This is a genomic window from Chryseobacterium sp. JUb7 (assembly GCF_024806495.1).
GTDB lineage: Bacteria > Bacteroidota > Bacteroidia > Flavobacteriales > Weeksellaceae > Chryseobacterium.
Genome location: NZ_JANUFF010000002.1, coordinates 317,689 through 344,450, shown reverse-complemented (window position 1 = coordinate 344,450; position 26,762 = coordinate 317,689). Strand labels below are relative to the sequence as shown.

The window sequence follows — 26,762 nt, the reverse complement described above, 5'->3', positions numbered from 1 at the left end:
ATGTTGTTGCAGTTTTAACTTTAATTACAGAAAGAAATTATGCTTTTTCTACACAATATATCCTTTGGGTTTCCGGCGGGGAATCTGCTGTTTAATTCTATCAATTTAACGATATCATCACATACAAAATCGGCTCTAGTCGGAAGCAACGGCATGGGAAAATCTACCTTGTTGAAAATTATGGCAAATGAAATTGAACCTTTGGAAGGAAACGTTAATATTAAAGGTGATTTATTTTATGTTCCGCAAATGTTTGGGAATTTTAATGATCTCACGGTGGCTGAATGTCTGAAAATCGATAAAAAACTCGATGCGCTGCAAAAAATTATAAATGGTGAAGTGGATGAAATTTATTTTGAAATTTTAAATGACAACTGGGACATTGAAGAACGTTGCCAACAAGCTTTACAGTATTGGAAACTTGAAAATTTAGATCTCAATCAAAAATTGGAAAGCCTGAGTGGCGGACAAAAAACAAAGGTTTTTCTGGCAGGAATTCAAATCAATCAGCCTGACATTATTTTGCTGGACGAACCGACGAATCATCTCGATCTGGAAGGTCGAAATCTGTTATATGATTTTATTGAAAAAACAAGTTCAACGGTTGTGATTGTCAGTCATGACCGAGCTTTGTTGAATTTGGTGGATACTATTTTCGAATTGAGTAATCAGGGAATTTCGACGTATGGCGGAAATTATGATTTTTATGCCGAACAAAAAGAAATTGAAAATGAAGCGTTGCAAAACGATATTCATTCCAAAGAACGGGCACTGAAAAAAGCGAAAGAAAAGGAACGCGAAACGATCGAACGAAAGCAAAAACTCGATGCACGCGGAAAAGGAAAGCAGGAAAAATCGGGTGTGGCGAGAATTATGATGAACACGTTGAAAAATAATGCTGAGAAAAATTCTTCGAAATTAAAGTCTGTTCATGCCGAGAAAATCAATGATATCTCCGTTGATTTGCGGGATTTGCGTTCGTCGGTGAGAAATGCGGATCAGATGAAAGTGAATTTTAATGATTCGAATCTGCATTCGGGAAAAATTTTGATTTCTGCGGAGGAAATTAATTTTAAGTATGATGAAGAAAATCTTTGGAAAGAAAACCTCAATTTTGAAATCCGAAGCGGTGACAGGATTTCGATAAAAGGTTCGAACGGTTCGGGAAAAACGACTTTGATTAAGCTTTTGTTGGGAGATTTACAGCCTTCTGTCGGAACAATTTTGAGAGCAGATTTTCAGACGATATATATTGATCAGGAGTATTCTTTAATCGATAAACAGTCGACGGTTTATGATTTTGCCCAACAGTTCAACGACAATGCATTGCAGGAATCTGAAGTGAAAACCTTATTGTCAAGATTTTTATTTGGAAAGGAAACCTGGGATAAAAAGTGTGATGTTCTGAGTGGCGGAGAAAGACTGCGACTTCTTCTGTGCGGACTTTCCATCAGCAATAAAGCGCCCGATATGATTATTCTCGATGAACCGACGAATAATTTAGACCTTCAAAATGTGGAAATTCTGACGAATTCTATTAAGGATTATCATGGAACTTTGATGGTGATTTCGCATGATGAGGTTTTTTTGGAGGAGATTGGGGTGAGGAATGAGTTCTTGTTGGGATAAATAAATATAAAAAAAGTAGTTTTTCAGATTTGTAATTTACTATCTGAAAAATTACTTTTTAAATGGCATTTTCAATAACCCAATTTATAAATTGCTGTTTTACTTTGTTTAACTGTTTATTGTCAATGTTTTTTTGTGCAAAAGCCCCTATTTTATTTTCTACTCCAGTAGAAATATTTTTTTTGCAAGACACGAAATCAAATAGAGAATTTTTTTTTGGTAAAATTTCAAATGAGTAACTATATTTTTTTCCATAACCTAGTAGTTTCCCATTTGGATCCATTGACCAATATCCTGGGTAAAAGCACTTTTCTAATTCTCTACGCATTTCTAAAGCAGAAGAGTATCGTTTATTAGGATCTGGATTTATCGCAGTATTGATAATTTTTTTTATTCGTGCCGGAATAAACAATTCATACTTTGTGGGATCTGGAATTTTTCCACTTGCTTTTAAACGTTCAAATTCTGGTACTCCTTGCTTTATTAAATCGTCCTTAATATTGCCAATTCCATTTACGAGGCGATAAAAAGAAACTCCTACTTGATAAATGTCGGTTTGAACACTTATATAATTACTCTTTAGAGTTTCTGGAGCTCTATGTAATATGTATGCATCTTTTGGAATTGCAGTGCCATTTGATGTAGAAGCTCCTGTGATTCCATAATCTGCGAGAATTCCTTCATTCTTATTTCCAATTAAAATGTTAGAGGGTTTAATATCATTATGGAAGAAATTTTGAGAATGTAGATGTTCTAATCCTCTTAATATATCTGTAAATAATCTAATTGAAATCGGAAGATCTAAAAAATTCCCACTATTAAGTAAACCTATTATAGAACCTTTTGGATGATACTCTTGGGCAATCAAAGTTAATTGATCGGTTCCACTAGGTACAACATCAGCATAAAGAATTTTTAAGAGATTTGGGTGGTTTAGTTTATTTCCTATTCTTGCCTCTTCTAATAATTCTGCTACTGTTTGAAAAGATGGATTTAAAATTTTTAGTGCAGTAATAGAATCTATAGAAATGTCATTTGCTAACCATACTGAACTAAAATTTCCACTACCTAATTTTTGAATGAGAGTATATTTATAAATTGTATCTCCTTTGTTGAATGACATAATTACTATTTTAATTCTTTTATTGTTACAGAAATTGCATCCGCCATTCTAGAATCCCAATACTTATCTGTTTTTTCAGCATTCGTTTCAGCAAAATTTGAAACATCCTTTCTATTGGTTCCAATATTAGTGTAGACATAACTATTCACCTTAATACCTTTATTATTGCCTATTAAATATGCTATAGAATCATAAAATGCTGTCTCTTTTACTGTTGAATATTTAGTGGAAACATTTTCATTCTGCTTTAAAGCAATTACTTGGATTTCAGGATTGTTTGCAATAATATTTTCTAATTCTTGAAATAGCCATCCAACTTTTTGGCTTAAATCATGTAAGTGTTTTGGGAAAACTAATTTATTCTCTTGATCTTTGTTTAAAATTTTAATATTACCATTGACTTTTTCAGCAATAGCAAATCTTATTTCTGTTGGACTATTTCTAATTCCTAAGACTTTCACGATTATATTGTTTTTAGTTAATAATCAAATATATGTAATAATAATGAATTGAAAAAAAAGGGAAACCGTAACGATTTTAATTTCATCAAAAATAAAATCCACCACAAATTTGCGCACCCAATTTTTTAAAAGTAATTTTGCATGAATCTAAAATAAAAGTAAAATATGTCAACTTACGTAGTTGTAGGTCTTCAATATGGAGATGAAGGTAAAGGAAAAATCACGGATGTTTTATCGGCAAAATCGGATTACGTTGTACGTTTCCAAGGTGGGGACAACGCTGGTCACACGGTTTATGTAGGTGAAGAGAAATTCGTTTTGCACCTTCTTCCATCGGGAGTTCTTCAGTGCAAAGGGAAGTGTATCATTGCCAATGGAGTAGTGGTAAATCCTAAATCTTTCATTAAGGAGGTGAATCAGATCGAAAGCAAAAACATGAGAACTGATCACATTTTCATCAGCAGAAGAGCGCATGTGATCATGCCTTACCACATTCTTTTGGATACTTACCGTGAAGAAGAACACGGAGGAACGCAGATCGGAACGACTAAAAAAGGAATTGGACCTTGCTATGAAGATAAAATTGCAAGAGTAGGTATCAGAATGATCGATCTTCTGAATCCTGAGATTTTAAGAGACAAAATCGAGAAAAACTTAAAAATTAAGAATTCTCTTTTTGAAAAATATTACGGAAAACCGACATTAGACGTTGAAGAAATTTACAACGAATATTTAGAAATCGGAAAACAGCTTCAGGACAGAATCGTTGATACGGAACTGGAATTAAACGAAGCAATCAGAGACGGTAAAAATGTTTTATTCGAAGGAGCTCAGGCTTTGATGCTTGATATCGACTTCGGAACTTATCCATATGTAACTTCATCTTCTCCGTCAACAGGGGGAGTTTGTACAGGAGCAGGTGTTCCGCCAACCTCTCTTCAAAACCTGATCGGTGTTGCAAAAGCATACTGTACAAGAGTTGGAAACGGACCTTTCCCATCTGAATTAGACAACGAGCTGGGTGAGAAAATCAGACAGATCGGAGGTGAATTCGGAGCGACTACAGGTAGACCAAGAAGAACAGGTTGGTTAGACCTTGTTTCTTTGAAGCATGCTTGTATGATTAATGGTATCAATAATTTAGTGATTACAAAATTAGACGTTCTGACAGGAATTGAAAACCTTAAAATCGTCACTCATTACAAAACTGAAGATGGAAAAATCATTGATTATTTCACTTCTTCAACAGAGAAATTATACAACTACGAACCAATCTACCAAGATTTACCAGGTTGGAGCGAAGATATTACAAAAGCAAGAAGCTACGATGAACTTCCTGACAACGCTCAGAAATACATCGAGTTTATTGAAAAGTATTTAGGAATCAACGTTTACTTAGTTTCTGTTGGTCCTGAAAGAAGTCAGAACATTATCAGAAAAGAATTATTCTAAGGAATATTTTTAAATAATTAAAAGAGACTGTCGGTTTTTGATAGTCTCTTTTTTTGTGCCATTGCGAGGAGCAAAGCGACGAAGCAATCTTTATTCTCAATCATGCAAACTTCCAACATTCCATCTTCGAACTTCCTTTCTTTTTAGGAGCTTTTTCCCGCTTTCCACTATATCTTTTTCGCCAACGTTTTTTTTAAAAGCCATTTCAGAAAAAGGATGTCGTTGCAATCGCGGCTAGGAGAAGTATACTGTTGAAAACCACCCCGTCAAAAATTTCTTTGAAATTTTCGCCATCCCTCCATTGGAGGGGAATTAAACAACATAAAACCTTTGCTGAGTGAAATCTAAGATTCGACGTATTCAAACGCCTTTGCGAACGAAAAGTATGAATGACAATTTTAAAGAAAAGCTTCACAGTCTTTATGTTAAAAGAAGCTTCATTATATAAAATTCTCGGACGCAAACGTCTGTGTAAATCCGTGAAATCTGCGGGAAAAAACAAAAAATCTCCCACAAAAATTGCAGGAGAAAAAAGTAGGTCTCAACGCAAAGGGAACTTTAAGGATAAAATCAATGCGTTGGTAAAATATGAATTGGTTAATTAGTTTTTAGAATATTTAGCATACGCTTTGGCTAGCTTTTCATCATATTTATTAAGCCTGTAACCGCTGCCGTTATAGCCTTTGGCGAAATTTGCCCAGCTTTTATTTCTTAAATGAACTAAAAGTCCGTTTTTCTCAAGGAACTTTCCAAAAGCTTTCAAATGTTCTCCTTCATTCATTTCCATTTTAGCAACAAAATCAGCAGTATCAATGTAACCAAGCGGTTTTGCATGAAATCCCATGATCTGAAAACTTCCCCACGAAGCCGAAGACAATGCGGCATCTTTAAATTTCGGATCAGCGCCCAAAGTCATGGCTTCATTCAGTCTGTCGTATTCTTTTACACCGCCCTGATAATAAATTTTCGTCCATTTCGGATATAAAACATCTTTATGATTGGAATTGTAATAAGCATTTGGATCAATTCCTCGTTTTTTTAGTTCACTCCAGAAAATATGTCCTTCAAATAATATTTTAGGCTTGTTGTTTAATAAAAATCCTTTTCCACTGCTTTCAATTTCGTTTACGGCTTTTACGGCAGCTAATTCCAAAGAATACTGATTGGCAAAATTCACCAGATCACTTTCTTTTAAAAATTTATCGGTCGAATTTGTCGGAGCTGGAGCAGAACTTTTTTGTAATAAAACTGTCCAGGTCTTCATTCCGACAATTCCATCAACTACTAAAGAATTTTTTCGCTGAAAATCCTTTACAGCTGCATCAACTTCCAGAGAAAAAGAATCCGAAATTTTGATGTTGTATCCTTGTTTGTAAAGAAGCTCACAAAGTGTAGTGACTTCCGAAGATTTTGTATAATATTTTAAAAGTTTCATGGCTGTTAGTTTTTGGTTGTTTAAAATTTAAGTGTGATGTGTTTTAATTTATTTTGAGGTTTTTAAGTGTTTGCGTGAGGTGCTTCGACAAGCTCAGCATGACACTGGCCAATTATTCTGCTGAATACAAACTGTTAGTACTAGCGATGTCATCCTGAGCGCGAAGCAGTCGAAGGATTTTTGAATAATGGATAATTTTTGAAAAGAATTTAATTCATAGGAATCCTCGGCATTCTCTCACAAATCATTCCAATCAAAAAGAATGATTTAAATTTCACTTCTTCTCTTTGAAGCCTGTATTCCAGATTCACAGGATTTGTATTTGTAACACTGAAATTCTGATTTAAAACAGCGTAATCATCTACTCTCAGCTCAATGCTATATTCGCCGACCGGGATCATTTGGCTGATCATTCCGATTTCATTGGTTTCAATTTCGAAAATACGGCTGTTATTCGTTCCTTTAATGGAAATTGCACATTTATAAATAGGATCATTATTTATTTTGTCAAAAACCTTGAATTGGACATTCGCAGCAGTCGGTTGAACCTGAATCGGAAGTCGGATAGGAACAAAGATTCCGGGAGTTCTTATCGGTGTTGCAATAATGGGAGTGACTGGTTTTACAAGTGTGGGTTGAGGTTGAACTGGCGTAGCAACAGGCGTCACAGGTCGCATTGTTCTTACACCTCCCATCATGCCCACGTTTATTCTATTATTAAAAACAGGATTTACTTTCGGAGATTCCGTTACGGGTTGAGCAACTGGTTTTGGTGCCGGATCAGGAATTGTGAATTTTGCAGCATCAGGATTCGCTGTTTTTCTGGTTAAGGTATTTAATTGATCAGATTTTATAGTTCTTACGTTGGTTACAGCTTTCAGGAATTTCTGGTTATTGGTTTTGTTGACGAAAAGCTGTTGTTTCATAATCAATGGACCAAAATAGATCAGTTGATTTGGATTGTTTACCGTATCGTTTGTTATTGATGGGTCTAAAACGATTTTTAAATTTTTAATCAAAATCATCGTTTTTGGAAATGCCGATAATTTAAAATCACTCGAAATCGTCTGCCCGTCGGATATTTTTTTAGGTTCTTTCCATTCAAACATTTGAGAAAGCATGAAGTTTTTATTAAACCAGTTTCTTTTTAAATGAACAAATGAATAATCGAATTCTACAGCCAAAATCACACTTTCATCGTAATCAATCGAAAGAATTTCGGAAGGCAGATTTTCATTGGAATTCTTGGCTTCAGTATGTAAATTTTCAAGTTCGTTTTTTTCAAGTCTCATATTATTCCAGCCCGATTCATTTTCCATGAAATCGTAAGGAATAAAATTAATATCATGAATCGAAGAATTATTGATGACATCAGTTTTTTCCGCAGCTTCAAAAGTATTTTTTGCATTTTGAGCCATGGCGAGATATAAATCGGCATCAGAATTTTTATTAACTCTTGAAAGTTCTTTTTCAATTAAATCTTTACTGCCTTTCACTTTCCATTCAGAAAATGCGAGAGCTTTCAGATTATTAAGGTTGATTAATTGATCATTCCAATTTGTTTTTTCGTCATCAGTATCCAATCCGTCGAATAATTCGAGGTGAGTAGCAACATTATTGACTGTCGTTTCATGTGTATCCCGATATTTTTTATAAGCTTTTAATTCTTTCGTATCAGCTCCTTTTGCATCAAATAAAATAGCACTCTGATTGGCAACAACTTTATCCAGACTTTCCTCTAAATTTTTTAGACTGTTTTTATCCAGAATATCTCTGTAAATATCAAACAAAGCGTTATTCGGATTCAGATCCCAGAAATTCGGAGAAATCGGAACAGAATTGAGTTCATACGCCACATTTTGTTTTTTAATGATGGAAAGTGCTTTTTTCTGATCATCATTTAATAAACTTGGAGGTTTCAGCAATTCCAGTTCCTCGTTTTCATACACTCTTAGAGAAGGGCATATCATCGGTAAATCATTTTCCATCGAACTTTGAGAAGTGTAAATGTTTCTCAATTTTTGGTAAACGGCAACAAAATATTTCATGGCAATTGGTTTTTGGTTATTAGTTGATTGTTGCTGGCTGTTGGGTTTTTAATTTTCAGTTTTTTTAAGTTTTATGTAAAACCAGCAATTGAAGTTTTTACGTCAGTTCGAGTGTTTTTCGTAATGAAATGAAGAAAAATGTATCGAGAACTTTTACCTAGATCAACTTCTCGATACAATTTTTTTTCAAAAATCTACTCGAAGTGACGTTGTGTTCTAGAGCTTAGGTTACATCATGGTTTTTTGAAATAACCGACAGAAAAAGATCTGCCGGTTACCCCTATTATGAGAAGAATATTATGATTTTCCGTCTGTCCAAACTTTGATGTCAGGATTTGGATTCGGTGATTTTGGAATCACGTGACATTTGTATCCGATGATGTAAATTCCATTGGACTGCAATTTTTTACCACTCCATTTTGCATCACTTTGAGAATTTTGATTTTCATAATTATGACTTCCACCAAATACGAAAGGTCCGATTCCCACTGCAGCTCCAGAACTGATTTTTGTACTTGCAGCTTTGTAAGCCGTACTGTTTTCACCGAAATCAAGCATTACATCTCTTGCAATGATCAATTCGGTTACGATCATTGGCATCAGTCCTTTTCCTTTACCGTCACTGATGATGTCTCCGTTTAAAGATTGTGGTGAAGTTTCGTGAAGTTTCCAGTATTTAGATTCAACAAATTCTTCGCTGAACCATCCTCTTTCCACTCTTACTTTTCCAAGTTTAAATGAAATTTTAAGGTTACTGAAATCAGTATTCATCGATGTTCTCGTCGTATTTCCGCTGTTTCTCGCACCAATACTGAACAATCCCATGCTGAATCCTGCACCCGCGCTCCAATTGTGGATAGATTTCGAATAATCGCTGTGCGCACTTCCTTCATACATAGAAATTGTCGGCCAGTTTTTAGATTCTTTCAATGCATTTGCCGAAATCGGAATCGACGGAGAATAGTTGATATAATCGATCACTCTTGTTCTCTGACTGTTTCTGAATTCAGACTGAAGACGTTTTTTAATGACAAGCATGTGTTTTTCTTCAATTTCACTTAGGTAATTCTGAATTCTTTCCACTGCTTCTTTGTATCCAAGAGATTGCCATGCTTTTAAAGCTGCATCTTCTCTTTTTTTCATGTTTTTACCGTCGATAGATAAAGTTGCCATTGCATCGGGATCACCGTTGTCAGCATCGATTCTGATAGAATTATTGGCATCCACGATATCGTAATATTTCATTTGGTATTCGATATATTTAGAATACATCGGTGCAACGAAAGTTTGGTGTAATTCAGGTTTGTTAAGATCGTCAACCGGAGCATTTTCATCAAAATCAGGGTTTTTTACGACTTTAATTTTGAAAAGCTTATCTCTCAGTTTTTCAAGATTTTTTTCAACCTTAGGATCCATTGGAGTGTCGACTACCACAGACCATTGCATCAAATCTTCGTATACTTTAGAAACTCTTTTAGAAGAATCATTAAAGATGGTGATCATTCTTCCGTTTCCGTTATCCGTCAATGGTGGAAGAGTAGAAGGAATCGCGTCTACCATTGCAGAAAACTGCTCCATTTGAAGATATTTACGGAATTTGCTGTCTTTCATTGCATTTTGGAACTCTTCAAGGTTTGTTTTAGGATTTCCGTTCGCATCCAAAATTGGTTTTCCTGTTCCGTCCAATAATGGTTTTGGAGCCGGTGCATTTCCGAAAAGCCCGTTTAATGCATAATCGAAAGTATCTTCTGTTAAAGTAATTCCGATCGGGTCGAATGCAATAAAGTCGTTCGGTCCAATAGAATCCGGATCTCCGCCATTGGTAATAGAATCGTAAACTTGTTTTAAAAGCATACTCATTAATGAGTTTGATCTTGCTTCTTGAGTTAATGTAGGCATAATTATAAGTTTTTTTAAGATTTTCTTGCTTACTCTGTTTCGGTTTTCAGCGTTCCCCGATTTTGTATTTTTTGTATGGTACAAATATCTGTCACATTCACAAGGGATTAGTCAGTGTATTTCCGATTTTGGAGTGTGGTTTTTACTGTTTTTTATTTTTGAATTGATTTTTATAATTAAATGGAAGATTTTAGAGAAAAATGGAAAATTGCATCTCACTTATATATAGACAGTTGTTATTTTTAGCATAGTTAATTTTGTAGATTGTTATAATTATTTTTAAAATATTGTGATTTTAACAAAAATTTGGCAAATGTTTTGATATTGAAACAATGCTTATCGATAAGAGCTATTAAAACTAATAATCACCTTATATAACAGTTTAAATATTTAATAGTGATGAAACACCTACTAGAAAATAAAGAGTTTCGTTTTAACGAAGTTCTTTTTGAGCACCGTAACAAAGAATATGGCGCCTATGTTTTAAGAAATGAATCAGATAAAATACTTACTAAAGCTCTTTTTGTGGGCGTGAGTTTACTGGCTGCTATTTCTGTTACTCCTTTTGTTATCAATGCATTTAAAAGCGATACAATAGTACTAAGCGATGGCGGAGTTGAAATTAATCTTAAAGATCCGGTAATTCCAGATGATGTAATACTTCCACCAAAGGTTCAGCCATTACAACAAACAACAGCTCCTGTTGTGAAAACTTTTGATAATACTGTTCCTACGCCATCAAGAACAGCTCCGGATACAAAAAAAGAAGAGATTCCAAGTGATGCTATAGCGGGTTTGAAAGATAATTTTAAAGCAGATCCTGCTCCAAATACAAGTTATGTACCTGCAGCTCCAACTATTGGTACAGGAACCATTCCAACGATTCCAAAAGTAGAAATTCCAAAAGAAGATCCTTCTAAAATTGTAGAAGGTTCCGAATTAAGCGTTGAAGCAAGCTATGAAGGCGGAATTAACGCTTTTAGAGATAAAGTAATGAACAAATTTGATACTTCAGGCTTTGAAGACAACAATGGTGTTGTTAAAACAACCGTTACTTTTATTGTTGAGACCAACGGAACGATCTCAGGAATCAAAACCGATGGTAAAGATGCCTCTTTCAACAGTGAAGCAGCAAGAGTAATTAAACAAATTAAAGGGAGCTGGAAGCCCGGTAAAAATAAACAAGGGCAAGCGGTAAGAAGTTACTTCAAATTTCCGATCTCCATGAAGTTTGAAAATTAATCTCCAAACAAATTTTTAAATAGTTATCCACAAAGAATTTTTTTTGTGGATAATTTTTTTTATTGTTAAAATGTTTATTAACAGTATTTTAACTCAATTTTCGTTTTCCGCATCCATTGAGAGCAAAGAAAAAAGTGTATTTTTGAAACTTAAAGTTCTAATAATGGCAAAAATCATAGGTATCGCTAACCAAAAAGGTGGAGTAGGTAAAACTACAACAGCTGTAAATCTTGCAGCTGCATTAGGAGTATTGGAAAAAAAAATATTGATCATTGATGCTGATCCTCAGGCGAATGCGACGTCTGGTCTTGGAGTGGAGTATGTTCAGTATTCTACCTACAATCTATTAGAACACAGCGTTGAAACAGAAAAATGTATCAAACAAACGGCTACACCCAATTTGGATATCGTTCCTTCTCACATCGACCTTGTTGCTGCGGAAATTGAATTGGTAGATAAGGAAGACCGTGAATATATGCTTAAAAAAGCATTGGCAAGCGTGAGAGACAGCTACGATTATATTATCATCGACTGTGCTCCAAGTTTAGGTTTGATTACCGTGAATGCTCTTACTGCAGCAGATTCTGTAATTATTCCTATCCAGTGTGAGTATTTTGCTCTGGAAGGTCTTGGGAAATTACTGAATACCATTAAAAATGTTCAGAAAATACATAACAAAGATTTGGATATCGAAGGATTGCTTCTTACAATGTATGACAGCAGATTAAGATTATCGAATCAAGTGGTGGAAGAAGTAAACTCGCATTTCCCGGAAATGGTTTTTGATACCATTATCAGTAGAAATGTAAGATTAAGTGAAGCTCCAAGTTTTGGGGAAAGTATTTTAAACTACGATGCTGAAAGTAAAGGAGCTATCCAGTATATTCAGCTGGCAGAAGAAGTTTTGTTGAGAAACGAGAAGTTAATAAAAAATTAATAGCCATAAACAAACAGCGTAAAGCAAACTATGAAGGACAAAAAAAGAGCGATGGGACGTGGTTTAGGCGCAATTTTAAGTGCAGAATCCAAAGCAACGGTTAATTCAGCGACTGATGAAGGGGCAGACAAATTTGTAGGGAATATCGTAGAAGTTGCCCTTGAGGATATCTATCCCAATCCGACTCAGCCAAGAACTTATTTTGACGAAAAATCATTAAACGAACTCGCTCAATCGATTAAAAATCTTGGGGTAATCCAACCGATTACGTTAAGAAAAGATGGCGAGAATTTCGAAATTATATCTGGAGAAAGACGTTTCAGAGCAACAAAGCTTGCAGGTTTAACATCTATTCCTGCTTATATTCGTCTTGTTAATGATCAGGAGCTTCTTGAGATGGCTCTTGTTGAAAATATCCAGAGAGAAGATCTTGATGCGATTGAGATTGCATTAACCTATCAAAGACTGATGGACGAGATTGGCCTTACACAGGAAAATCTGAGTCAGAGAGTTGGAAAGGACAGAAGTACGATCACCAATTCCATCAGATTATTGAGATTAAATCCGGATATTCAGAACGCTATCAGAAGTGGAGAGATTTCTGCAGGACACGGTAGAGCAATTATCAGTCTTGAAACTGAAGAGCATCAGCAGGCTTTATTTGATTTAATTATTCAGGAAAAACTGAATGTACGTCAGGCCGAGCAAGCTGCTACTGCATTAAAGAATCCAAAATCACCGGCTGCAAAAAAAGTAAAGGCTGAGCTTTCTAACAGTTATAAGAGAGCCCAGAAAACAATTGCAGATATTTTAGAAGTAAAAGTGGAGATCAAAGCTTCTCCCAATGGTAAAAAAGGTAAAATTGTTCTTGATTTCAAAAATGAAGATGAGCTGGAATATATTTTATCTCATATTAAATAAATGAAGAAAATACTTTTCACATTTTTCCTGTGTCTGTTTGCTTTTGCATATTCACAAGTGAATCCTAATGATACCATTCGGGTGGAATACCATCCGAAGGACAGCATTCCTGCTGCAAAACCAATAAAATCTGAGTCTAAAGTGATTTCGGATCTTGAAAAAGCAAACGGTCCCACAAAAAAAACATTAAAACTTAATCCTACCAGGGCGGGACTTTATTCTGCAGTATTACCCGGGCTGGGGCAGTATTACAATAAAAAATACTGGAAAGTTCCTATTGTTTGGGGAGCGGTGGGCGCCGGAGTCGGTATTGCGATCTGGAATGACAATCAGTACAAAAAGTACAGAGAATATTATATCGCAAAGCTTAACGGAACACCTAACGAGTTTGTCGATAATCATCCGTTCTTGGATAAGGTTGCATTGGGAAATGCTCAGGACAGAGCAAAAAGACAAAGAGATTATGCAATTGCCATTACGGGGTTAATTTATATTTTAAATATCGTAGATGCTGTAGTTGATGCACATCTTTACGAAAGCCGTCATGATCCGGACTTGACTTTCAGTCCCGCGGTTATTCAGGATCAATATGGAATAAATCCACCAAAAACGGGTTTAAGCTTAAGTTTTAGATTTTAATAAAATGCATGTGAAGTAAATTCATATGTTCAATAATATAGATATTTATGAAAATAGCATTAGTTGGATATGGTAAAATGGGCAAAATCATTGATGAAATTGCCACGAAAAGAGGACATGAAGTTGTAGCCAGATTAAAAGAAACCCCAACTGCTGAAAATCTTAACCATCCGGATGTCGTTATCGAATTTTCTTTACCGGAAGTAGCGTATAGCAACATCAGAGCCTGTCTGGAAAACAAAATTCCGGTCATTTGCGGTACAACCGGCTGGCTGGAGAAAAAAGAAGAAATAGAAAGAATAGCTGTTGAAAACGAAACGGCATTTTTATATGGTTCTAACTTTAGTTTAGGGGTGAATTTATTTTTTGCACTCAATGAAAAGTTAGCCGATTTAATGAAAAATGTAGATGAATATTCTTGCCAGCTGGAAGAAATTCACCATATCCATAAGCTTGATGCTCCAAGTGGAACTGCTATTTCCATAGCAGAAGGTATCTTTAAACACAATCCGAAATTTGAAGCCTGGAAATTAGAAGAAACGCAGGGGAATCAGTTGGGTATCTTTGCGATTCGTGAAGATGAGGTTCCCGGAACACACAGTGTTTTTTACAGAAGTGAAGTGGATGAAATTGAGATCAAACATACAGCCTTCAACAGAAATGGTTTTGCACTGGGAGCTGTAGTAGCTGCTGAATGGATCAGGGATAAAAAAGGAAATTTCGGAATGAAAGACGTTTTAGGTCTTTAATTTTGTAACAAATTTCCTACATTGCAAACTAATAATAAAAATGGACAGGAGATTTTATGACTCATTATCCATTACCTATTACTCATATTATAGATTAGGCACAAAAAATTTATGAATTATTTTTTAACTTACACAGTATATGTTCTCATTTTATCCGTGTTGATGGGGATTTCCACTTGGAAGCTGTTCAAAAAATTAGGGTATAATCCATTATTTGCATTTATACCTTTTTACAACTATTTCATTATTCTTAAAGAGACAAAACATCCTAAGTGGTGGGCTATTTTATCGTATTTACCGATTGTAGGCCCTATCATGATGACGGTTTTTCATATTTATTTGATGAAAAAGTTTGGGAAAAGTCTTTTCCAGCACCAGCTTCTTACGGCGATTCTTCCGTTTATCTATATGGCAACGGTTAACTATTCAAAGAACGTAGAGTTAGAAGATGAAAATGAATTGTTCTTAACCGATGAAGAAAAGAATGCAAAGAAGAAAGATTCTTTTATAGGATCTATAACTTTTGCAGTAGTTTTCGCAACCATTATTCACGTTTTTGTAACTCAGCCTTTCGGAATTCCGACAGGGTCTATGGAAAGAACTTTACTGGTTGGAGATTTCCTTTTCGTTAATAAATGGAGTTACGGATACAGAATGCCAATGCGTCCATTAGCAATTCCTTTCTTACAGGGAACAATTATGGATACAGGACAGCCCGGAAATCCTAAAGATGATCCAAAATCTTATGTAGACGGAGTTGCTTTGCCTTATTCAAGAATTCTTCAGTTTAATAAGCCGCAGAGAAATGACGTAGTTGTTTTCAACTACCCTCAGGATTCCGTGCATACAGCAATTGACAGAAAAGATCCTTATGTTAAAAGATGTGTGGCCGCTGCAGGTGATACTTTTGAGATGAGAGCCGGTAGGCTTTTCGTAAATGGGCAGCCTGAAAAAGTATTGGGTGACCAGGAGGTTCAGCACAGGTATATGGTAACAACAGGAAGCCAGCTGGATATTCCGGGACTTTACAATACAAACGGTTTCCTTCCGGTACAGGAACAGCAGACTGATAAAGGCTTTGTTTATTGGTTTCAAGGATTAACGGATCAAACAGCTGCTGAAATCAAACAGCTTCCTCAGGTCATAGATATGAAGGAAGATGTTTTGGAAAAAGGAGTAGGGGCTATTTCATATAAATTAAATGCTGATAAAACAGATTATACAAAAAGTATTGATACGACTCAGTCAATCTTCCCGATTAACAAACCTTGGAATCAGGATTGGTACGGTCCGGTTAGAATTCCTAAAAAAGGAGATGTCGTAGCTCTTAATCAGGAAAGTCTTCCAATGTATCAGTGGATTATTTCTGAATACGAGCACAACAGCTTGGAAAATAAAAACGGAAAAATTTTCGTTAACGGAAAAGAAACGAACCAGTATACGATCAAGCAGGATTATTATATGATGGTGGGAGATAACAGAGATGCTTCTCTGGATGCAAGATTCTTTGGTTTCGTTCCTGAAGAAAATATCGTAGGAAAGCCGATGTTTACCTGGATGAGTTTACAAGGAGCTTTCAAGGATGCCAGTTCTTCTTATCAGGCTCCGTTCAAAGTTCGTTGGGATAGAATGTTTAAAGCTACCAACACAGGTGAAGCCAACAAAACTTCATACTGGTGGATTGCAGCAATGATTTTGATCTTATTTTTTGGATGGGAGTATTTTATGAAACTATTCAAAAAGAAGAATACAGAAGAAGAATTATAATTAAAATTAAACTATAAATAGAATGAAGTATTTGAAAGAATACTTCATTTTTGTATTATTATGAATATGAATAATGTATTATTACCGGTATTTTATTTACCTCCAGTTTCTTGGTTTTCAGTGTTTTTAAATCCTGAAAGTGAAATTTTATTCGAGCAGTTTGAAAATTTCCCGAAGCAAACGTACAGAAACAGAGCTAATATTTATGGAGCTAATGGTAAACTTTCATTAATAATTCCTATAAATCATAATGGAAAGAGAGAATTCAAAGATATCGAAATCTCTTACAGAGAAGATTGGGCAAATCTTCACTGGAAATCCATAAAAACAGCCTATCAAAGCTCTCCGTACTTCGAATATTATGAAGATAAATTCAGAAAAATATTCGATATGAAAGAAAAATATTTGTTAGATTTTAATATTAAAGGCCTTGAAGTTCTTCAGCAGATCCTTAAAACAGAAAAGGCACACTCTTTGAATGAAGAATATATCAAAAATCCTGAAGCGACCAATTTCAGAGAAAAATTTTCTGCAAAATCGCCTTCTGAATTTGAGATGGAAGAGTATTATCAAACTTTTTCAGATAAATTGGGATTTTTGAAAGATTTGTCAGTTTTGGATCTTATTTGTAACAAAGGTCCTGAATCTCTGACATATATTAAAAATATTAAACAATTATACTAATATGAAAAAGGTATTATTAGCTGCTGTTTTTTTAGCTGGTTTCAGTTTTACTTCTGCTCAGGAAGCACAAGCGAAAAATGGAGGTCAGAATGAAGATAAAGATCTTATGACTTGGTATCATAAAGATTTCTCTACTTCAAAAGTATATGGTGTCAATACGGAAAATGCGTATAAATATTTGGAATCTAAAGGTCTTAAACCCACAACTGTTGTGGTAGGGGTCTTAGACAGCGGAGTTCAGGTTGATCACCCTGGATTAGTGAAAAATATATGGACTAATCCTAATGAAGTTCCCGGAAATGGTAAAGATGATGATGGAAACGGATATATTGATGATGTTCACGGATGGAATTTTATTGGTGGCAAAAATGGCGACATTGATGTAGATAACATGGAAGTAACGAGAGTGGTGGCAAAATATAAACCTATTTTCGAAGGCGACGATTCTACAAAGAATAAAGCAAACCAAGCAAAAATGCCTGAAGATTTTGCAATGTATATGAAAGCAAAAGAGCTTTTTGCTAAAAACAGTACAGAAGGAAGACAGGGTTTTCAGACCTATTCAATGATCAGCGAGCTGGTTCCTAATATGGTTAAATTATTGGGTGGAAAATCAGTGACTGCTGAAAATATTGCAGCCATCAAAACTCCTACGGACCAGAGAGATGCTATTGCTCTTCAGGTCTTAAAAGATTTTTCTCAGGCTCCTGAGTTCAAAGGAAAATCTTCTGCAGAGTTTGAAAAAGCAGCGAAAGATCTAGTTAAAGAAGCTTTAGACGAGTATGGTCCTAAAGCCAAGCAATATGACCTTAATTATGATCCCCGAAAAGAAATCGTAGGCGATAATTATGATGATTATTCTGAAAAAAATTATGGGAATAATCATTATGAAGGTCCGGATGCAATGCACGGAACGCACGTTGCAGGTATCATCGCAGGATCACCACAGGGGAAGGAAATACAATATGGTGTTGCTTCAAAAGTTGCCAAGATTATGTCTGTAAGAACAGTCCCTAACGGAGATGAGAGAGACAAAGATGTAGCTAATGCAATAAAGTATGCAGTAGATAACGGAGCTAAAGTTTTGAATATGAGCTTTGGTAAACCGGTTTCTCCAGGGAAGAATGTGGTTTGGGATGCCTTCAAATATGCACAGGATAAAGGAGTACTTCTTGTTAAAGCGGCAGGAAACGAAAATGAAGATGTAGCAGAACATATTGCTTATCCTACCAATTTTAAAAATATCACAGATGAGAAACCTTTTGTAGATAATGTGTTGGTAGTAGGTGCAAGTACAAATGAAAATGATGCTTTGAGAGCTGGTTTCTCAAACTTTAACAAAAAAATGGTTAACGTTTTCGCTCCTGGACAGGAGATTTATTCTACTGTTCCTCACAACGAATACAAGTATCTTCAGGGAACGTCTATGGCTTCTCCGGTAGTAGCGGGAGCAGCAGCTGTATTGCTTGCTTATATGCCGGGACTTACACCAGCTCAGGTTATTGAATCATTAGTAAAATCCAGCAATTCAAGTACAGGTAATGGATTTAATGATTTATCTCAGGCTGGAGGAGTAATTGATGTGAAAAAAGCAGCAGAATACGCTTATACAAATTTTTATAATGGTAAAAATACCAATGTGAAAAAGGCTACGAAATCCGTAAAAAAGACTGTTAAAAAATAGTATAAATTCCTGTTTTTAAGAGTAAAAGATAAAGAGTCCGAATTTTTCGGACTTTTTTTATTTTTATTTTTCAATTTTGGCACGGTTTTTTGTAACTTTATAGTAACAAAATAATAAACAATACAAAAATGAAAAAGTTACTACTTGCAGGGTTGTTGGGAACATCACTTTTTGCAGTGTCTTGTTCCGGAGTAAAAAATGCACAAACAGCACAAGGTCAGAGATCTGAATTTCTTAAAATGAAAGGAGACTGGCAGATTGTGAGCGTGAATTATGAAAAAGGATATAAAATTAAGCCTTTTGATGATGGGATCGATGCTCAGTGTTTCGTAGGAAGTCATTGGAGATTAATTCCAAATAACTGGACAGGTGCATATACTGTGAATGGAGGAGGAAACTGTGGAGGTGGATTTACACAACCTATCAAGTTTGAAATAAAAAATGGAAGCACTTTTGTCTTCAAAAAAATTGCTGACGGTACCAAAGCAAAACAAAATATTGCAGGATACAGCCTTGATGTAATCAATCAGACTACTGATCAGTTCTCACTAGAACAAAACGTTCCTTTTGATGGTGGAAATGTAAAAGTTGTTTACAACTTTGAAAGAACTGGAATGAAATAATTAAACTTTAAAGAATAAAAAAATGAAATTTAGCAAAACATATATAGGAGCTCTTTTCTTGTCATCAGCATTATTATTGACAAGTTGTGAGGCAGTACAGAATTCTAACCACCAACAAAGAGGTACAGCAGTAGGTGCTGCTTCAGGTGCAGTATTGGGAGGTATCTTGGGTAACAATGTAGGTAAAGGAGGGAATGGAGCTTTAGGCGCTGTTTTAGGTGGTATCATCGGTGGTGTTGCAGGTAACGTTATCGGTAATAAAATGGATAAACAGGCTAAAGAGATCAAAGAAACATTGCCAGGTGCTCAGGTAGAAAGAGTAGGTGACGGTATTAAAATTACTTTGAACGAAAGTATTGTAAACTTTGATTTTGACTCATCAACTCTTACAACTACGGCAAAAACTAACTTGGATAAATTGGCACAGGTATTAACAAATAACCCGGATACCAATATTAATATCTATGGACATACAGATAGCAAAGGATCAGATTCATACAATATGAGTCTTTCTGAAAGAAGAGCCAATTCAGTAAAATCTTACCTATCTGGAAAAGGAATTGCTTCAAGCAGATTATTTGCAAAAGGTGAAGGTGAAGCTATGCCAGTGGCCAGCAATGATACAGATGAAGGAAGAGCTAAAAATAGAAGAGTGGAGTTTGCCATTACTGCAAATGAAAAAATGATTAATGAAGCCAAACAAGGGCAATAATTAATTAACATATAAATATTTTCGTAAATAACCGCTATTGCGGTTATTTTTGTATTTTTATGCAAGATATTTTTGAAATTCTTACTTTTGCATTTGAAACCACATAAATGAAGAAATATTTTAAACTGCTCCGTGTAGAGCAATGGGTAAAGAACCTTTTTGTTTTTGTCCCTCTATTTTTTTCTGGTAATACCACCAATATTGATTTGCTTTCAAAAAGCATTTTCGCTTTTATCATCTTTTCATTGGCAGCAAGCGTTGTTTATATCCTGAATGATTATAACGACATTGAGGCAGACAGAAAACATCCTGAAAAAAGAAGAAGACCACTGGCTAGTGGAGCAATCTCAAAATCTAAAGCTGTCGGGATTCTTATCGGACTGATTATTTTAGATGTTGCTTTGGTCTTTATTGCGCAGACATACTTTCATCAGAGCTTATGGAAATTTGCAACCATCATTGCGTTTTATTTTGTGATGAATATTGCGTACACATTCAAATTAAAACATGTGCCTATTATTGATATTTCAATTATTGCAATAGGTTTTGTTTTAAGGGTTTTGTCGGGAGGTTATATCACAGGGATCAGTATTTCCCAATGGGCTATCCTGTTAACTTTCGTTTTGGCACTGGTGCTGGCGATAGGGAAGAGAAGAGGAGAGTTGATTAATGCTCAGGTTTCCGGAAAAACAAGAAGAGCACTGGACGGATATAATGTTCAGTTTGCAGACATTGCTCTTTCCATTTCAGTTACATTAGCGATTGTTTGCTATTTGATGTTCACATTATCTCCGGAGGTACAGGCAAGATTTCACGAAAGAGTCTTTTATACCGTAATTTTTGTAGTATTTGCCTTTTTAAGGTATTTACAGCAGACCTTGGTATACAACAGAACAGAGTCTCCTACAAAAATTGTATATAGAGACAGATATATCCAAATCACTTTATTATTGTGGGTTGCTGCATTTTTAATCCAAATTTATTTTAAAAAATGAAGCCGAATTTTATACAAAAAGTCACCAATTGGGGCAACTTTCCTATAGTGGAAAAAGAAATGAAGTCTGAAGACAGCTTCAAAAAAATAAAAGAATTTGTACTTGATCATAATGAAGTTATCGCAAGAGGAAATGGAAGATGCTATGGCGATGCTTCATTAGGAGAACATATATTTTCAACAAAAAAATTAAATAAATTCATCAGTTTCGACCGCCTGAACGGAATTATAGAGTGCGAATCTGGTGTTTTGCTTTCAGAAGTCCTGGAAATTTCTGTTCCGCAGGGGTATTTTTTATATGTAACTCCAGGAACAAAATTTGTTTCTGTGGGAGGCGCTATTGCGTCAGATGTTCATGGTAAAAATCATCATGCAGAAGGATGCTTCTCAGAATATGTCATTGAATTTAAATTAATGACGGAGAATGGGAATATTATTACGTGTTCAAGAGAAGAAAATTCGGATAAATTCTGGGCTACCATTGGTGGTATGGGATTGACGGGAATTATTCTTACCGCAAAATTTAAATTAAAAAATATTGAATCCTCCTATATTCGACAGGAAAGCATTAAAGCGGAAAATCTGGATGAAATTTTCAGATTATTCGATGAAAGTGAAAGCTGGACCTATACGGTTGCCTGGATTGATTGTCTCCAAAAAGGAAAAGATATAGGAAGAAGTATCCTGATGCGGGGAGAGCATGCTTTTCAGCATGAATTACCCGAAAATCTTAAGAAAAATCCATTAAGGTTAAAAGGTAAATTTGAGCCTACTGTACCTTTTTATTTTCCGAATTTTGTATTGAATGCATTGACGGTTAAGATCTTTAATCTATTATATTATAAAAAACAAGCCAAAAAAGAAGTTAAGAGTTTTATAGATTACGAAACATTTTTTTATCCTTTGGATGCCGTTCATGAATGGAACAGGATTTATGGGAAATCAGGATTTATTCAATATCAGATGGTGATACCCAAAGAAACGGGGAAAGAAGGAATGAAGAAAATTCTGGAAACAATTGCCAATAGTGGCAACGGATCTTTTCTTGCGGTTTTAAAGCTGTTTGGGAAAAATAATCCTCAGGCTTATAATTCCTTTCCGGTTGAGGGCTATACACTGGCTCTTGATTTTAAAGTGAATTCAAAACTTAAAAAGCTGGTTGATCAGCTGGATGAAATTGTTCAGGAATTCGGAGGTAGAATTTACCTTACCAAAGACAGCATGAGCAGATCTTCATTAACCAATTATCTTAAGAATATCCAAAACCCAAAATTCGTGTCTCTACAGCACAAAAGAATTATAAATAATAACTAGAGGAAAATGATCGTTTTAGGAAGTACATCGGAAGTAGCGCAGGCTTTTGTGGAAAAAACTCTGCAGGAAGGAGAAAAGTTTGAAAAAATCTATCTTTTTACCTCAAATAAAGAAACTACCGAAAGGTTTGCAAGACATATTGATGTGAAGTTTGTACAGCAATCTGAAATCATTGAACTTGATCTTACCAAGGAAATTGATTATAATAAATTTGAAAATATTAATTCAAACCTGTTATTTTGTGCTACAGGATATTTAGGTGAAGGAACGGAAGAAGGATTGTATGATAATAAAAATACAGAACGGATTATAGATATTAATTACTCAAAATTGGTTCCCGTAATGAACTATTTTGCTCAGAAATTTGAAAGCAGAAGATCCGGAACTATTATCGGATTATCATCTGTTGCCGGTGACAGGGGAAGGCAGAGCAATTTTATTTATGGAAGTGCGAAAGCTGCTTTTACTGCTTATTTGAGTGGTTTGAGAAATTATCTTTTTGATAAAAAAGTTCATGTGCTTACAATAAAACCGGGATTCATGGCAACCAAAATGACAGAAGGCTTACCTTTGAATCCGAAATTGACAGCTACCCCAAAACAGGCAGCGACCTGCATTTATAAAGCTTACAAAAAGCAGAAAAATGTAGCTTATGTTTTACCGATTTGGGCTGTTATTATGATGATTATCAGAAATATTCCTGAATTTATATTTAAAAAATTAAAACTGTAAAATTTTTTTTAAATTTAGTGGAAAGTTTAAACGTACGATTCGCTAAGTTTTTTATTATATAAAATATCCGTGTAATCTTTGCGTTAAAAGAATAAAAAAAAAATTAAATAAGATAAAAAATTCCAATGAAAAAACTGTATTGTTTTGATTTTGACGGAACTCTAACGTATAAAGATACCATGTTTATGTATCTTAAATTTTATGATCCTACAAAATTCCGATTACAGTTTTTGAGACATGTACCGCTTTTTATTTTATTAAAATTGAAACTTGCTGAAACCGAAAAGGTGAAAAAAAGTTTTATAGGATCTATTCTGAAAGGACAGACTCAGGAGAAAATAGAAAAAAAATCTAAAGAATTTTTTGAAGAGCACTATCCAAAGATTGTAAGAGAGAATGCACTTGACTTTATTAATAATATTGATAGAGATCATACGCAAAGTCTATTGGTAACTGCTTCTCTGGATATTTGGGCAAAACCTTTTGCCGATGCCTTTAAAATGCAGCTGGTTTCTACCCGTGCAGAGTTTAAAAACGGAGTTTTCACAGGAAACTTTATTGGTAAAAACTGCAACGGAAAAGAAAAACTGGTGCGGATAAAATCTGAAATTATTAACAATAAATACGATAAAATCATCGCTTTCGGAGACACTTCCGGAGACAAGCCGATGCTGAAATGGGCAAATGAAGGTCATTATCAATTTTTTCACTAATTTTGAGTGGTAAAAATGTAAAAATGAAAAGACTGCTTATTTTGTGTTCGGCAACTATTATGAGTTGCACGAGTACTCCGTTTCAAAAGTCATCAGACATGCAAAACAACGCGAAAATTATTGTTTCCGAATCACAGGGTGGTGCGGAACAGGCTGGTTTCAGCATTATTAAAAATGATCAGGATTTTCAGCGTGCTGTCAAAGGAAATTCAATGATCGTTGAGATGGGAAATGATTCTGGTACTCCTGCCCATAAATTTCCTAATGATAAAAAAGTGGTTTTATATAATTTAGGAATGTTCAGATCAGGTGATCATAGAATTTCAGAAATTAAGACTGTTTCAGTAAAAAATGATATTCTGTATGTTGAGGTTCCTTATGTAGAGCATGGAGGAATGGAAATTCAGGTGATTTCCAATCCTTATATTATTTTTACTGTTCCTTCAGATTATCAATTCAAGTCCGTAGAATTAAAATATTCAAAATAAAATGAATAAAATATATTTAGATAACGCTGCAACTACGCCTATTTCAGAAGAAGTTATCGATGCCATGGTAGGTACCATGAAAATGAATTTCGGAAATCCTTCTTCAACACACAGCTTTGGTCAGGAAGCTAAGATTCTTATTGAGAATGTAAGAAGGCAGGTTGCTGATTATCTACACGTAACTCCGGCTGAGATTATTTTCACATCATGCGGTACGGAGTCCAATAATATGATCATCAAATCCAGTGTTGAACATCTTGGAGTTGAAAGAATCATCAGTTCTCCTTTAGAACATAAATGTGTTTCTGAGAGTATCCTTGATATGAAAAGCAGAAAAGGAGTAGAAGTAAACTATATCCGCCCGAATGAAAAAGGCGATATTGATTTAAATAAATTAGAAGAATTATTAAAATCTTCCGATAAAAAAACGTTGGTAAGTTTAATGCATGCCAACAATGAGATCGGAAATATTATCGATATTAAAAAGATCTCGGAATTGTGCAAAGCCAATAATGCACTTTTCCATTCTGATACTGTGCAGACAATGGCTCATATGAATCTTGATTTGTCTGATATTCAGGTCGATTTTGCTTCTTGCAGTGCTCATAAATTTCATGGACCGAAAGGAGTAGGTTTTGCTTTTATCAGAAAATCAAGCGGCTTAAAAGGAATTATTACAGGTGGTCCTCAGGAAAGAAGTCTGAGAGCAGGAACTGAGAATGTGGCTGGTATTGTTGGACTAGGAAAAGCTTTAGAACTTTCTTTAGATAATATGGAGGCTTACACGAACCATATGCAGGAAATTAAAAGCTATACCGCTGAAAGGCTTTCTGCAGAGATTCCGGGGGTTAAATTTAACGGAAGGAGCGCAGAGAAGGAAAATAGCCTTTATACGGTTTTAAGTGCCTTATTGCCTTATAAAAATCCATTGATCGGACTTCAGCTGGATATGAAAGGAATCGCAATTTCTCAGGGGAGTGCTTGCTCTTCCGGAGCTTCAAAACCTTCAATGGTAATGATGATGGTTCTGTCGGAAGATGAAATGGATCACTGTACACCGCTGCGTATTTCTTTCAGTCACATGACGACAAAAGAAGATATTGATACATTCGTTACTGCTTTGAAAGAAATTTCCGGCGATTTTGTTATAGAAAATACAAATGTTGAGCATAGATAACAATATTACTTAAATGGCGTAATTTTGGGAGTCTAATTAAAGATAAAAACAAGAATATAATATTAATTTAAATAAAAGAAACAAAATGGCTTTAGAAATTACAGATAGCTCATTTCAGGAGGTTTTAAAATCAGATAAACCGGTATTAGTAGACTTTTGGGCAGTATGGTGCGGACCTTGTAGAACACTGGGACCAATCATTGAAGAAGTTGCAACTGATTTCGAAGGAAAAGCAGTAGTAGGAAAAGTAGATGTTGACAACAATCAGGAAATTTCTATGCAATATGGTATCAGAAATATCCCTACAGTTCTAATTTTTAAGGGCGGTGAGGTTGTTGATAAAATCGTTGGAGTAGCTCCAAAAGAAGTGATCGCAGAGAAATTAAGCGCACACTTATAAAAATAATAAATTTGATAATGAATGCCTTCCGGTTTTGGAAGGCATTTTTTTACGAAATAATTTGCATGTAAAGAAAAAAGTCGTACTTTTGCAATCACAAAAAAGAAACAACGTTCTTTAAAAGAAAACAAAATTGATCCGGTAGTTCAGCTGGTTAGAATGCCGCCCTGTCACGGCGGAGGTCGCGGGTTCGAGTCCCGTCCGGATCGCAAAAGTTTTTCAATTTACTTTAAAAAAATTAGATCCGGTAGTTCAGCTGGTTAGAATGCCGCCCTGTCACGGCGGAGGTCGCGGGTTCGAGTCCCGTCCGGATCGCAGAAGTTTTATCAATTTCTTTTTAAAAAATTGATCCGGTAGTTCAGCTGGTTAGAATGCCGCCCTGTCACGGCGGAGGTCGCGGGTTCGAGTCCCGTCCGGATCGCAGAAGTTTTATCAATTTACTTTAAAAAAATTGATCCGGTAGTTCAGCTGGTTAGAATGCCGCCCTGTCACGGCGGAGGTCGCGGGTTCGAGTCCCGTCCGGATCGCAAAAAGAATCCTACAAATATTTTGTAGGATTCTTTTGTTTTTATTATGTTTTACGTTTATATCTTATATTCTCCAAGTAGAGATGTTTATTACAAAGGTTTTTCAGAAGATGTCGAAAAACGAAAGTGTATTCGATTTCAGTAATTTCTATTTTTAATTTATTCTTATTACCACTTTACTATAAAATAAAAATACCATCAACTTGATGGTATTTGAAGATCTGATCTATGTTAAAAGTGATTCATGGTCTGGTATTGTGATTACCCTATATTTAAATTTTTCAATCAGAAATTGTGTTATTTTTTGTTGGTGTTAAAAATACGCAGGTTATATTTTTTAGCCACTACACTTTAGTGTAGTTTTTGTATTAATATTGGTGAGGTTATAAAAGGATATCCGTTTTTTTACGGT

General features: G+C 35.1%; 24 protein-coding genes and 4 tRNA genes. 23 read left to right on the top strand and 5 right to left on the bottom strand.

The features are described from left to right. Window positions 1-39 precede the first annotated feature (39 nt). The gene (abc-f, locus tag M2373_RS05160; protein WP_259108324.1) at window positions 40-1,629 is read left to right on the top strand and encodes a ribosomal protection-like ABC-F family protein; all 1,590 of its coding nucleotides are present in this window, start codon (window positions 40-42) and stop codon (window positions 1,627-1,629) included. A gap of 58 nt (window positions 1,630-1,687) precedes the next feature. Here the strand turns inward: abc-f and M2373_RS05155 are convergent, their stop codons facing one another. Next, window positions 1,688-2,752 carry a serine/threonine-protein kinase gene (locus M2373_RS05155; protein WP_259108321.1) on the bottom strand — a complete coding sequence of 355 codons (1,065 nt, stop codon included), beginning with the start codon at window positions 2,750-2,752 and terminating at the stop codon, window positions 1,688-1,690. Window positions 2,753-2,757: 5 nt separating this feature from the next. Beyond that, on the bottom strand, window positions 2,758-3,213 hold the full coding sequence (locus tag M2373_RS05150; RefSeq protein ID WP_259108319.1) for a hypothetical protein: 456 nt from the start codon (window positions 3,211-3,213) through the stop codon (window positions 2,758-2,760). A gap of 165 nt (window positions 3,214-3,378) precedes the next feature. Between M2373_RS05150 and M2373_RS05145 the strand changes: the two genes are divergently transcribed. Continuing rightward, window positions 3,379-4,665 carry an adenylosuccinate synthase gene (locus tag M2373_RS05145; RefSeq protein ID WP_259108316.1) on the top strand — a complete coding sequence of 429 codons (1,287 nt, stop codon included), beginning with the start codon at window positions 3,379-3,381 and terminating at the stop codon, window positions 4,663-4,665. A 601-nt stretch (window positions 4,666-5,266) separates the two neighbouring features. Here the strand turns inward: M2373_RS05145 and M2373_RS05140 are convergent. The 3 genes from M2373_RS05140 to M2373_RS05130 form a co-directional block, all read right to left on the bottom strand. Further along, window positions 5,267-6,100, bottom strand: coding sequence for an N-acetylmuramidase family protein (locus tag M2373_RS05140; protein WP_259108313.1), 834 nt, complete (start codon window positions 6,098-6,100; stop codon window positions 5,267-5,269). Window positions 6,101-6,309: 209 nt separating this feature from the next. After that, window positions 6,310-8,148, bottom strand: a complete 1,839-nt coding sequence (locus M2373_RS05135) for a hypothetical protein (protein WP_259108310.1) — start codon at window positions 8,146-8,148, stop codon at window positions 6,310-6,312. A 297-nt stretch (window positions 8,149-8,445) separates the two neighbouring features. Further along, window positions 8,446-10,047, bottom strand: coding sequence for a hypothetical protein (locus M2373_RS05130; protein WP_259108308.1), 1,602 nt, complete (start codon window positions 10,045-10,047; stop codon window positions 8,446-8,448). 399 nt (window positions 10,048-10,446) lie between these two features. Here M2373_RS05130 and M2373_RS05125 point away from each other — a divergent pair, with 399 nt between their 5' ends. The 21 genes from M2373_RS05125 (at window position 10,447) to M2373_RS05025 (ending at window position 26,350) form a co-directional block, all read left to right on the top strand. After that, on the top strand, window positions 10,447-11,289 hold the full coding sequence (locus tag M2373_RS05125) for an energy transducer TonB (protein WP_259108307.1): 843 nt from the start codon (window positions 10,447-10,449) through the stop codon (window positions 11,287-11,289). A 163-nt stretch (window positions 11,290-11,452) separates the two neighbouring features. Next, window positions 11,453-12,226: a ParA family protein gene (locus M2373_RS05120; protein ID WP_259108306.1), complete on the top strand. Its 774-nt coding sequence runs from the start codon at window positions 11,453-11,455 to the stop codon at window positions 12,224-12,226. Between the two features lie 30 nt (window positions 12,227-12,256). Continuing rightward, the gene (locus M2373_RS05115; RefSeq protein ID WP_259108304.1) at window positions 12,257-13,147 is read left to right on the top strand and encodes a ParB/RepB/Spo0J family partition protein; all 891 of its coding nucleotides are present in this window, start codon (window positions 12,257-12,259) and stop codon (window positions 13,145-13,147) included. Continuing rightward, window positions 13,148-13,786 (top strand): DUF5683 domain-containing protein, encoded by a 639-nt coding sequence (locus M2373_RS05110; protein WP_259108303.1) that lies wholly within the window; start codon window positions 13,148-13,150, stop codon window positions 13,784-13,786. A 47-nt stretch (window positions 13,787-13,833) separates the two neighbouring features. Then, on the top strand, window positions 13,834-14,535 hold the full coding sequence (gene dapB, locus M2373_RS05105) for a 4-hydroxy-tetrahydrodipicolinate reductase (RefSeq protein ID WP_259108300.1): 702 nt from the start codon (window positions 13,834-13,836) through the stop codon (window positions 14,533-14,535). 111 nt (window positions 14,536-14,646) lie between these two features. After that, on the top strand, window positions 14,647-16,302 hold the full coding sequence (gene lepB / locus M2373_RS05100) for a signal peptidase I (protein WP_259108298.1): 1,656 nt from the start codon (window positions 14,647-14,649) through the stop codon (window positions 16,300-16,302). Window positions 16,303-16,362: 60 nt separating this feature from the next. Continuing rightward, window positions 16,363-16,986, top strand: coding sequence for a WbqC family protein (locus tag M2373_RS05095; protein WP_259108296.1), 624 nt, complete (start codon window positions 16,363-16,365; stop codon window positions 16,984-16,986). A 1-nt stretch (window position 16,987) separates the two neighbouring features. After that, the gene (locus M2373_RS05090; protein WP_259108293.1) at window positions 16,988-18,670 is read left to right on the top strand and encodes a S8 family serine peptidase; all 1,683 of its coding nucleotides are present in this window, start codon (window positions 16,988-16,990) and stop codon (window positions 18,668-18,670) included. Between the two features lie 128 nt (window positions 18,671-18,798). Continuing rightward, entirely contained in the window at window positions 18,799-19,293 is a 495-nt protein-coding gene (locus M2373_RS05085; protein ID WP_259108291.1) for a lipocalin family protein, read from the top strand. A gap of 22 nt (window positions 19,294-19,315) precedes the next feature. After that, window positions 19,316-20,005 (top strand): OmpA family protein, encoded by a 690-nt coding sequence (locus M2373_RS05080; protein ID WP_259108289.1) that lies wholly within the window; start codon window positions 19,316-19,318, stop codon window positions 20,003-20,005. A gap of 107 nt (window positions 20,006-20,112) precedes the next feature. Next, window positions 20,113-21,000: a decaprenyl-phosphate phosphoribosyltransferase gene (locus tag M2373_RS05075; RefSeq protein ID WP_259108287.1), complete on the top strand. Its 888-nt coding sequence runs from the start codon at window positions 20,113-20,115 to the stop codon at window positions 20,998-21,000. Beyond that, window positions 20,997-22,313, top strand: a complete 1,317-nt coding sequence (locus M2373_RS05070) for an FAD-binding oxidoreductase (protein WP_259108285.1) — start codon at window positions 20,997-20,999, stop codon at window positions 22,311-22,313. The genes M2373_RS05075 and M2373_RS05070 overlap by 4 nt, the downstream gene beginning before the upstream one ends. 6 nt (window positions 22,314-22,319) lie before the next feature. Then, a complete protein-coding gene (locus tag M2373_RS05065; RefSeq protein ID WP_259108283.1) occupies window positions 22,320-23,045 on the top strand; it encodes an SDR family NAD(P)-dependent oxidoreductase in 726 nt (241 codons plus the stop codon). Between the two features lie 125 nt (window positions 23,046-23,170). After that, entirely contained in the window at window positions 23,171-23,758 is a 588-nt protein-coding gene (locus tag M2373_RS05060; RefSeq protein WP_259108281.1) for an HAD family hydrolase, read from the top strand. A gap of 23 nt (window positions 23,759-23,781) precedes the next feature. Next, window positions 23,782-24,246 (top strand): hypothetical protein, encoded by a 465-nt coding sequence (locus tag M2373_RS05055; protein ID WP_259108279.1) that lies wholly within the window; start codon window positions 23,782-23,784, stop codon window positions 24,244-24,246. 1 nt (window position 24,247) lies between these two features. After that, window positions 24,248-25,423, top strand: coding sequence for a cysteine desulfurase family protein (locus tag M2373_RS05050; RefSeq protein ID WP_259108275.1), 1,176 nt, complete (start codon window positions 24,248-24,250; stop codon window positions 25,421-25,423). An 85-nt stretch (window positions 25,424-25,508) separates the two neighbouring features. Continuing rightward, window positions 25,509-25,823: a thioredoxin gene (gene trxA / locus M2373_RS05045; RefSeq protein ID WP_072962583.1), complete on the top strand. Its 315-nt coding sequence runs from the start codon at window positions 25,509-25,511 to the stop codon at window positions 25,821-25,823. A 135-nt stretch (window positions 25,824-25,958) separates the two neighbouring features. Then, window positions 25,959-26,032, top strand: a tRNA-Asp gene (locus M2373_RS05040). 32 nt (window positions 26,033-26,064) lie between these two features. Beyond that, window positions 26,065-26,138, top strand: a tRNA-Asp gene (locus tag M2373_RS05035). A 32-nt stretch (window positions 26,139-26,170) separates the two neighbouring features. Continuing rightward, window positions 26,171-26,244 (top strand) — tRNA-Asp (locus M2373_RS05030). 32 nt (window positions 26,245-26,276) lie between these two features. Then, a tRNA-Asp gene (locus tag M2373_RS05025) sits at window positions 26,277-26,350 on the top strand. The last annotated feature ends 412 nt before the right edge of the window (window positions 26,351-26,762 follow it).

What these genes read in the sequence shown, in the direction of transcription:
- M2373_RS05055 (WP_259108279.1), top strand. Translation starts at nt 23,782, where the DNA reads ATGAAAAGACTGCTTATTTTGTGTTCGGCAACTATTATGAGTTGCACG.
- M2373_RS05145 (WP_259108316.1), top strand. Translation starts at nt 3,379, where the DNA reads ATGTCAACTTACGTAGTTGTAGGTCTTCAATATGGAGATGAAGGTAAA.
- M2373_RS05065 (WP_259108283.1), top strand. Translation starts at nt 22,320, where the DNA reads ATGATCGTTTTAGGAAGTACATCGGAAGTAGCGCAGGCTTTTGTGGAA.
- M2373_RS05110 (WP_259108303.1), top strand. Translation starts at nt 13,148, where the DNA reads ATGAAGAAAATACTTTTCACATTTTTCCTGTGTCTGTTTGCTTTTGCA.
- M2373_RS05050 (WP_259108275.1), top strand. Translation starts at nt 24,248, where the DNA reads ATGAATAAAATATATTTAGATAACGCTGCAACTACGCCTATTTCAGAA.
- lepB (WP_259108298.1), top strand. Translation starts at nt 14,647, where the DNA reads ATGAATTATTTTTTAACTTACACAGTATATGTTCTCATTTTATCCGTG.
- M2373_RS05060 (WP_259108281.1), top strand. Translation starts at nt 23,171, where the DNA reads ATGAAAAAACTGTATTGTTTTGATTTTGACGGAACTCTAACGTATAAA.
- M2373_RS05085 (WP_259108291.1), top strand. Translation starts at nt 18,799, where the DNA reads ATGAAAAAGTTACTACTTGCAGGGTTGTTGGGAACATCACTTTTTGCA.
- abc-f (WP_259108324.1), top strand. Translation starts at nt 40, where the DNA reads ATGCTTTTTCTACACAATATATCCTTTGGGTTTCCGGCGGGGAATCTG.
- M2373_RS05135 (WP_259108310.1), bottom strand. Translation starts at nt 8,148, where the DNA reads ATGAAATATTTTGTTGCCGTTTACCAAAAATTGAGAAACATTTACACT.
- M2373_RS05075 (WP_259108287.1), top strand. Translation starts at nt 20,113, where the DNA reads ATGAAGAAATATTTTAAACTGCTCCGTGTAGAGCAATGGGTAAAGAAC.
- M2373_RS05125 (WP_259108307.1), top strand. Translation starts at nt 10,447, where the DNA reads ATGAAACACCTACTAGAAAATAAAGAGTTTCGTTTTAACGAAGTTCTT.
- M2373_RS05155 (WP_259108321.1), bottom strand. Translation starts at nt 2,752, where the DNA reads ATGTCATTCAACAAAGGAGATACAATTTATAAATATACTCTCATTCAA.
- M2373_RS05130 (WP_259108308.1), bottom strand. Translation starts at nt 10,047, where the DNA reads ATGCCTACATTAACTCAAGAAGCAAGATCAAACTCATTAATGAGTATG.
- M2373_RS05115 (WP_259108304.1), top strand. Translation starts at nt 12,257, where the DNA reads ATGAAGGACAAAAAAAGAGCGATGGGACGTGGTTTAGGCGCAATTTTA.
- M2373_RS05080 (WP_259108289.1), top strand. Translation starts at nt 19,316, where the DNA reads ATGAAATTTAGCAAAACATATATAGGAGCTCTTTTCTTGTCATCAGCA.
- M2373_RS05070 (WP_259108285.1), top strand. Translation starts at nt 20,997, where the DNA reads ATGAAGCCGAATTTTATACAAAAAGTCACCAATTGGGGCAACTTTCCT.
- trxA (WP_072962583.1), top strand. Translation starts at nt 25,509, where the DNA reads ATGGCTTTAGAAATTACAGATAGCTCATTTCAGGAGGTTTTAAAATCA.
- M2373_RS05140 (WP_259108313.1), bottom strand. Translation starts at nt 6,100, where the DNA reads ATGAAACTTTTAAAATATTATACAAAATCTTCGGAAGTCACTACACTT.
- M2373_RS05095 (WP_259108296.1), top strand. Translation starts at nt 16,363, where the DNA reads ATGAATATGAATAATGTATTATTACCGGTATTTTATTTACCTCCAGTT.
- M2373_RS05120 (WP_259108306.1), top strand. Translation starts at nt 11,453, where the DNA reads ATGGCAAAAATCATAGGTATCGCTAACCAAAAAGGTGGAGTAGGTAAA.
- M2373_RS05090 (WP_259108293.1), top strand. Translation starts at nt 16,988, where the DNA reads ATGAAAAAGGTATTATTAGCTGCTGTTTTTTTAGCTGGTTTCAGTTTT.
- dapB (WP_259108300.1), top strand. Translation starts at nt 13,834, where the DNA reads ATGAAAATAGCATTAGTTGGATATGGTAAAATGGGCAAAATCATTGAT.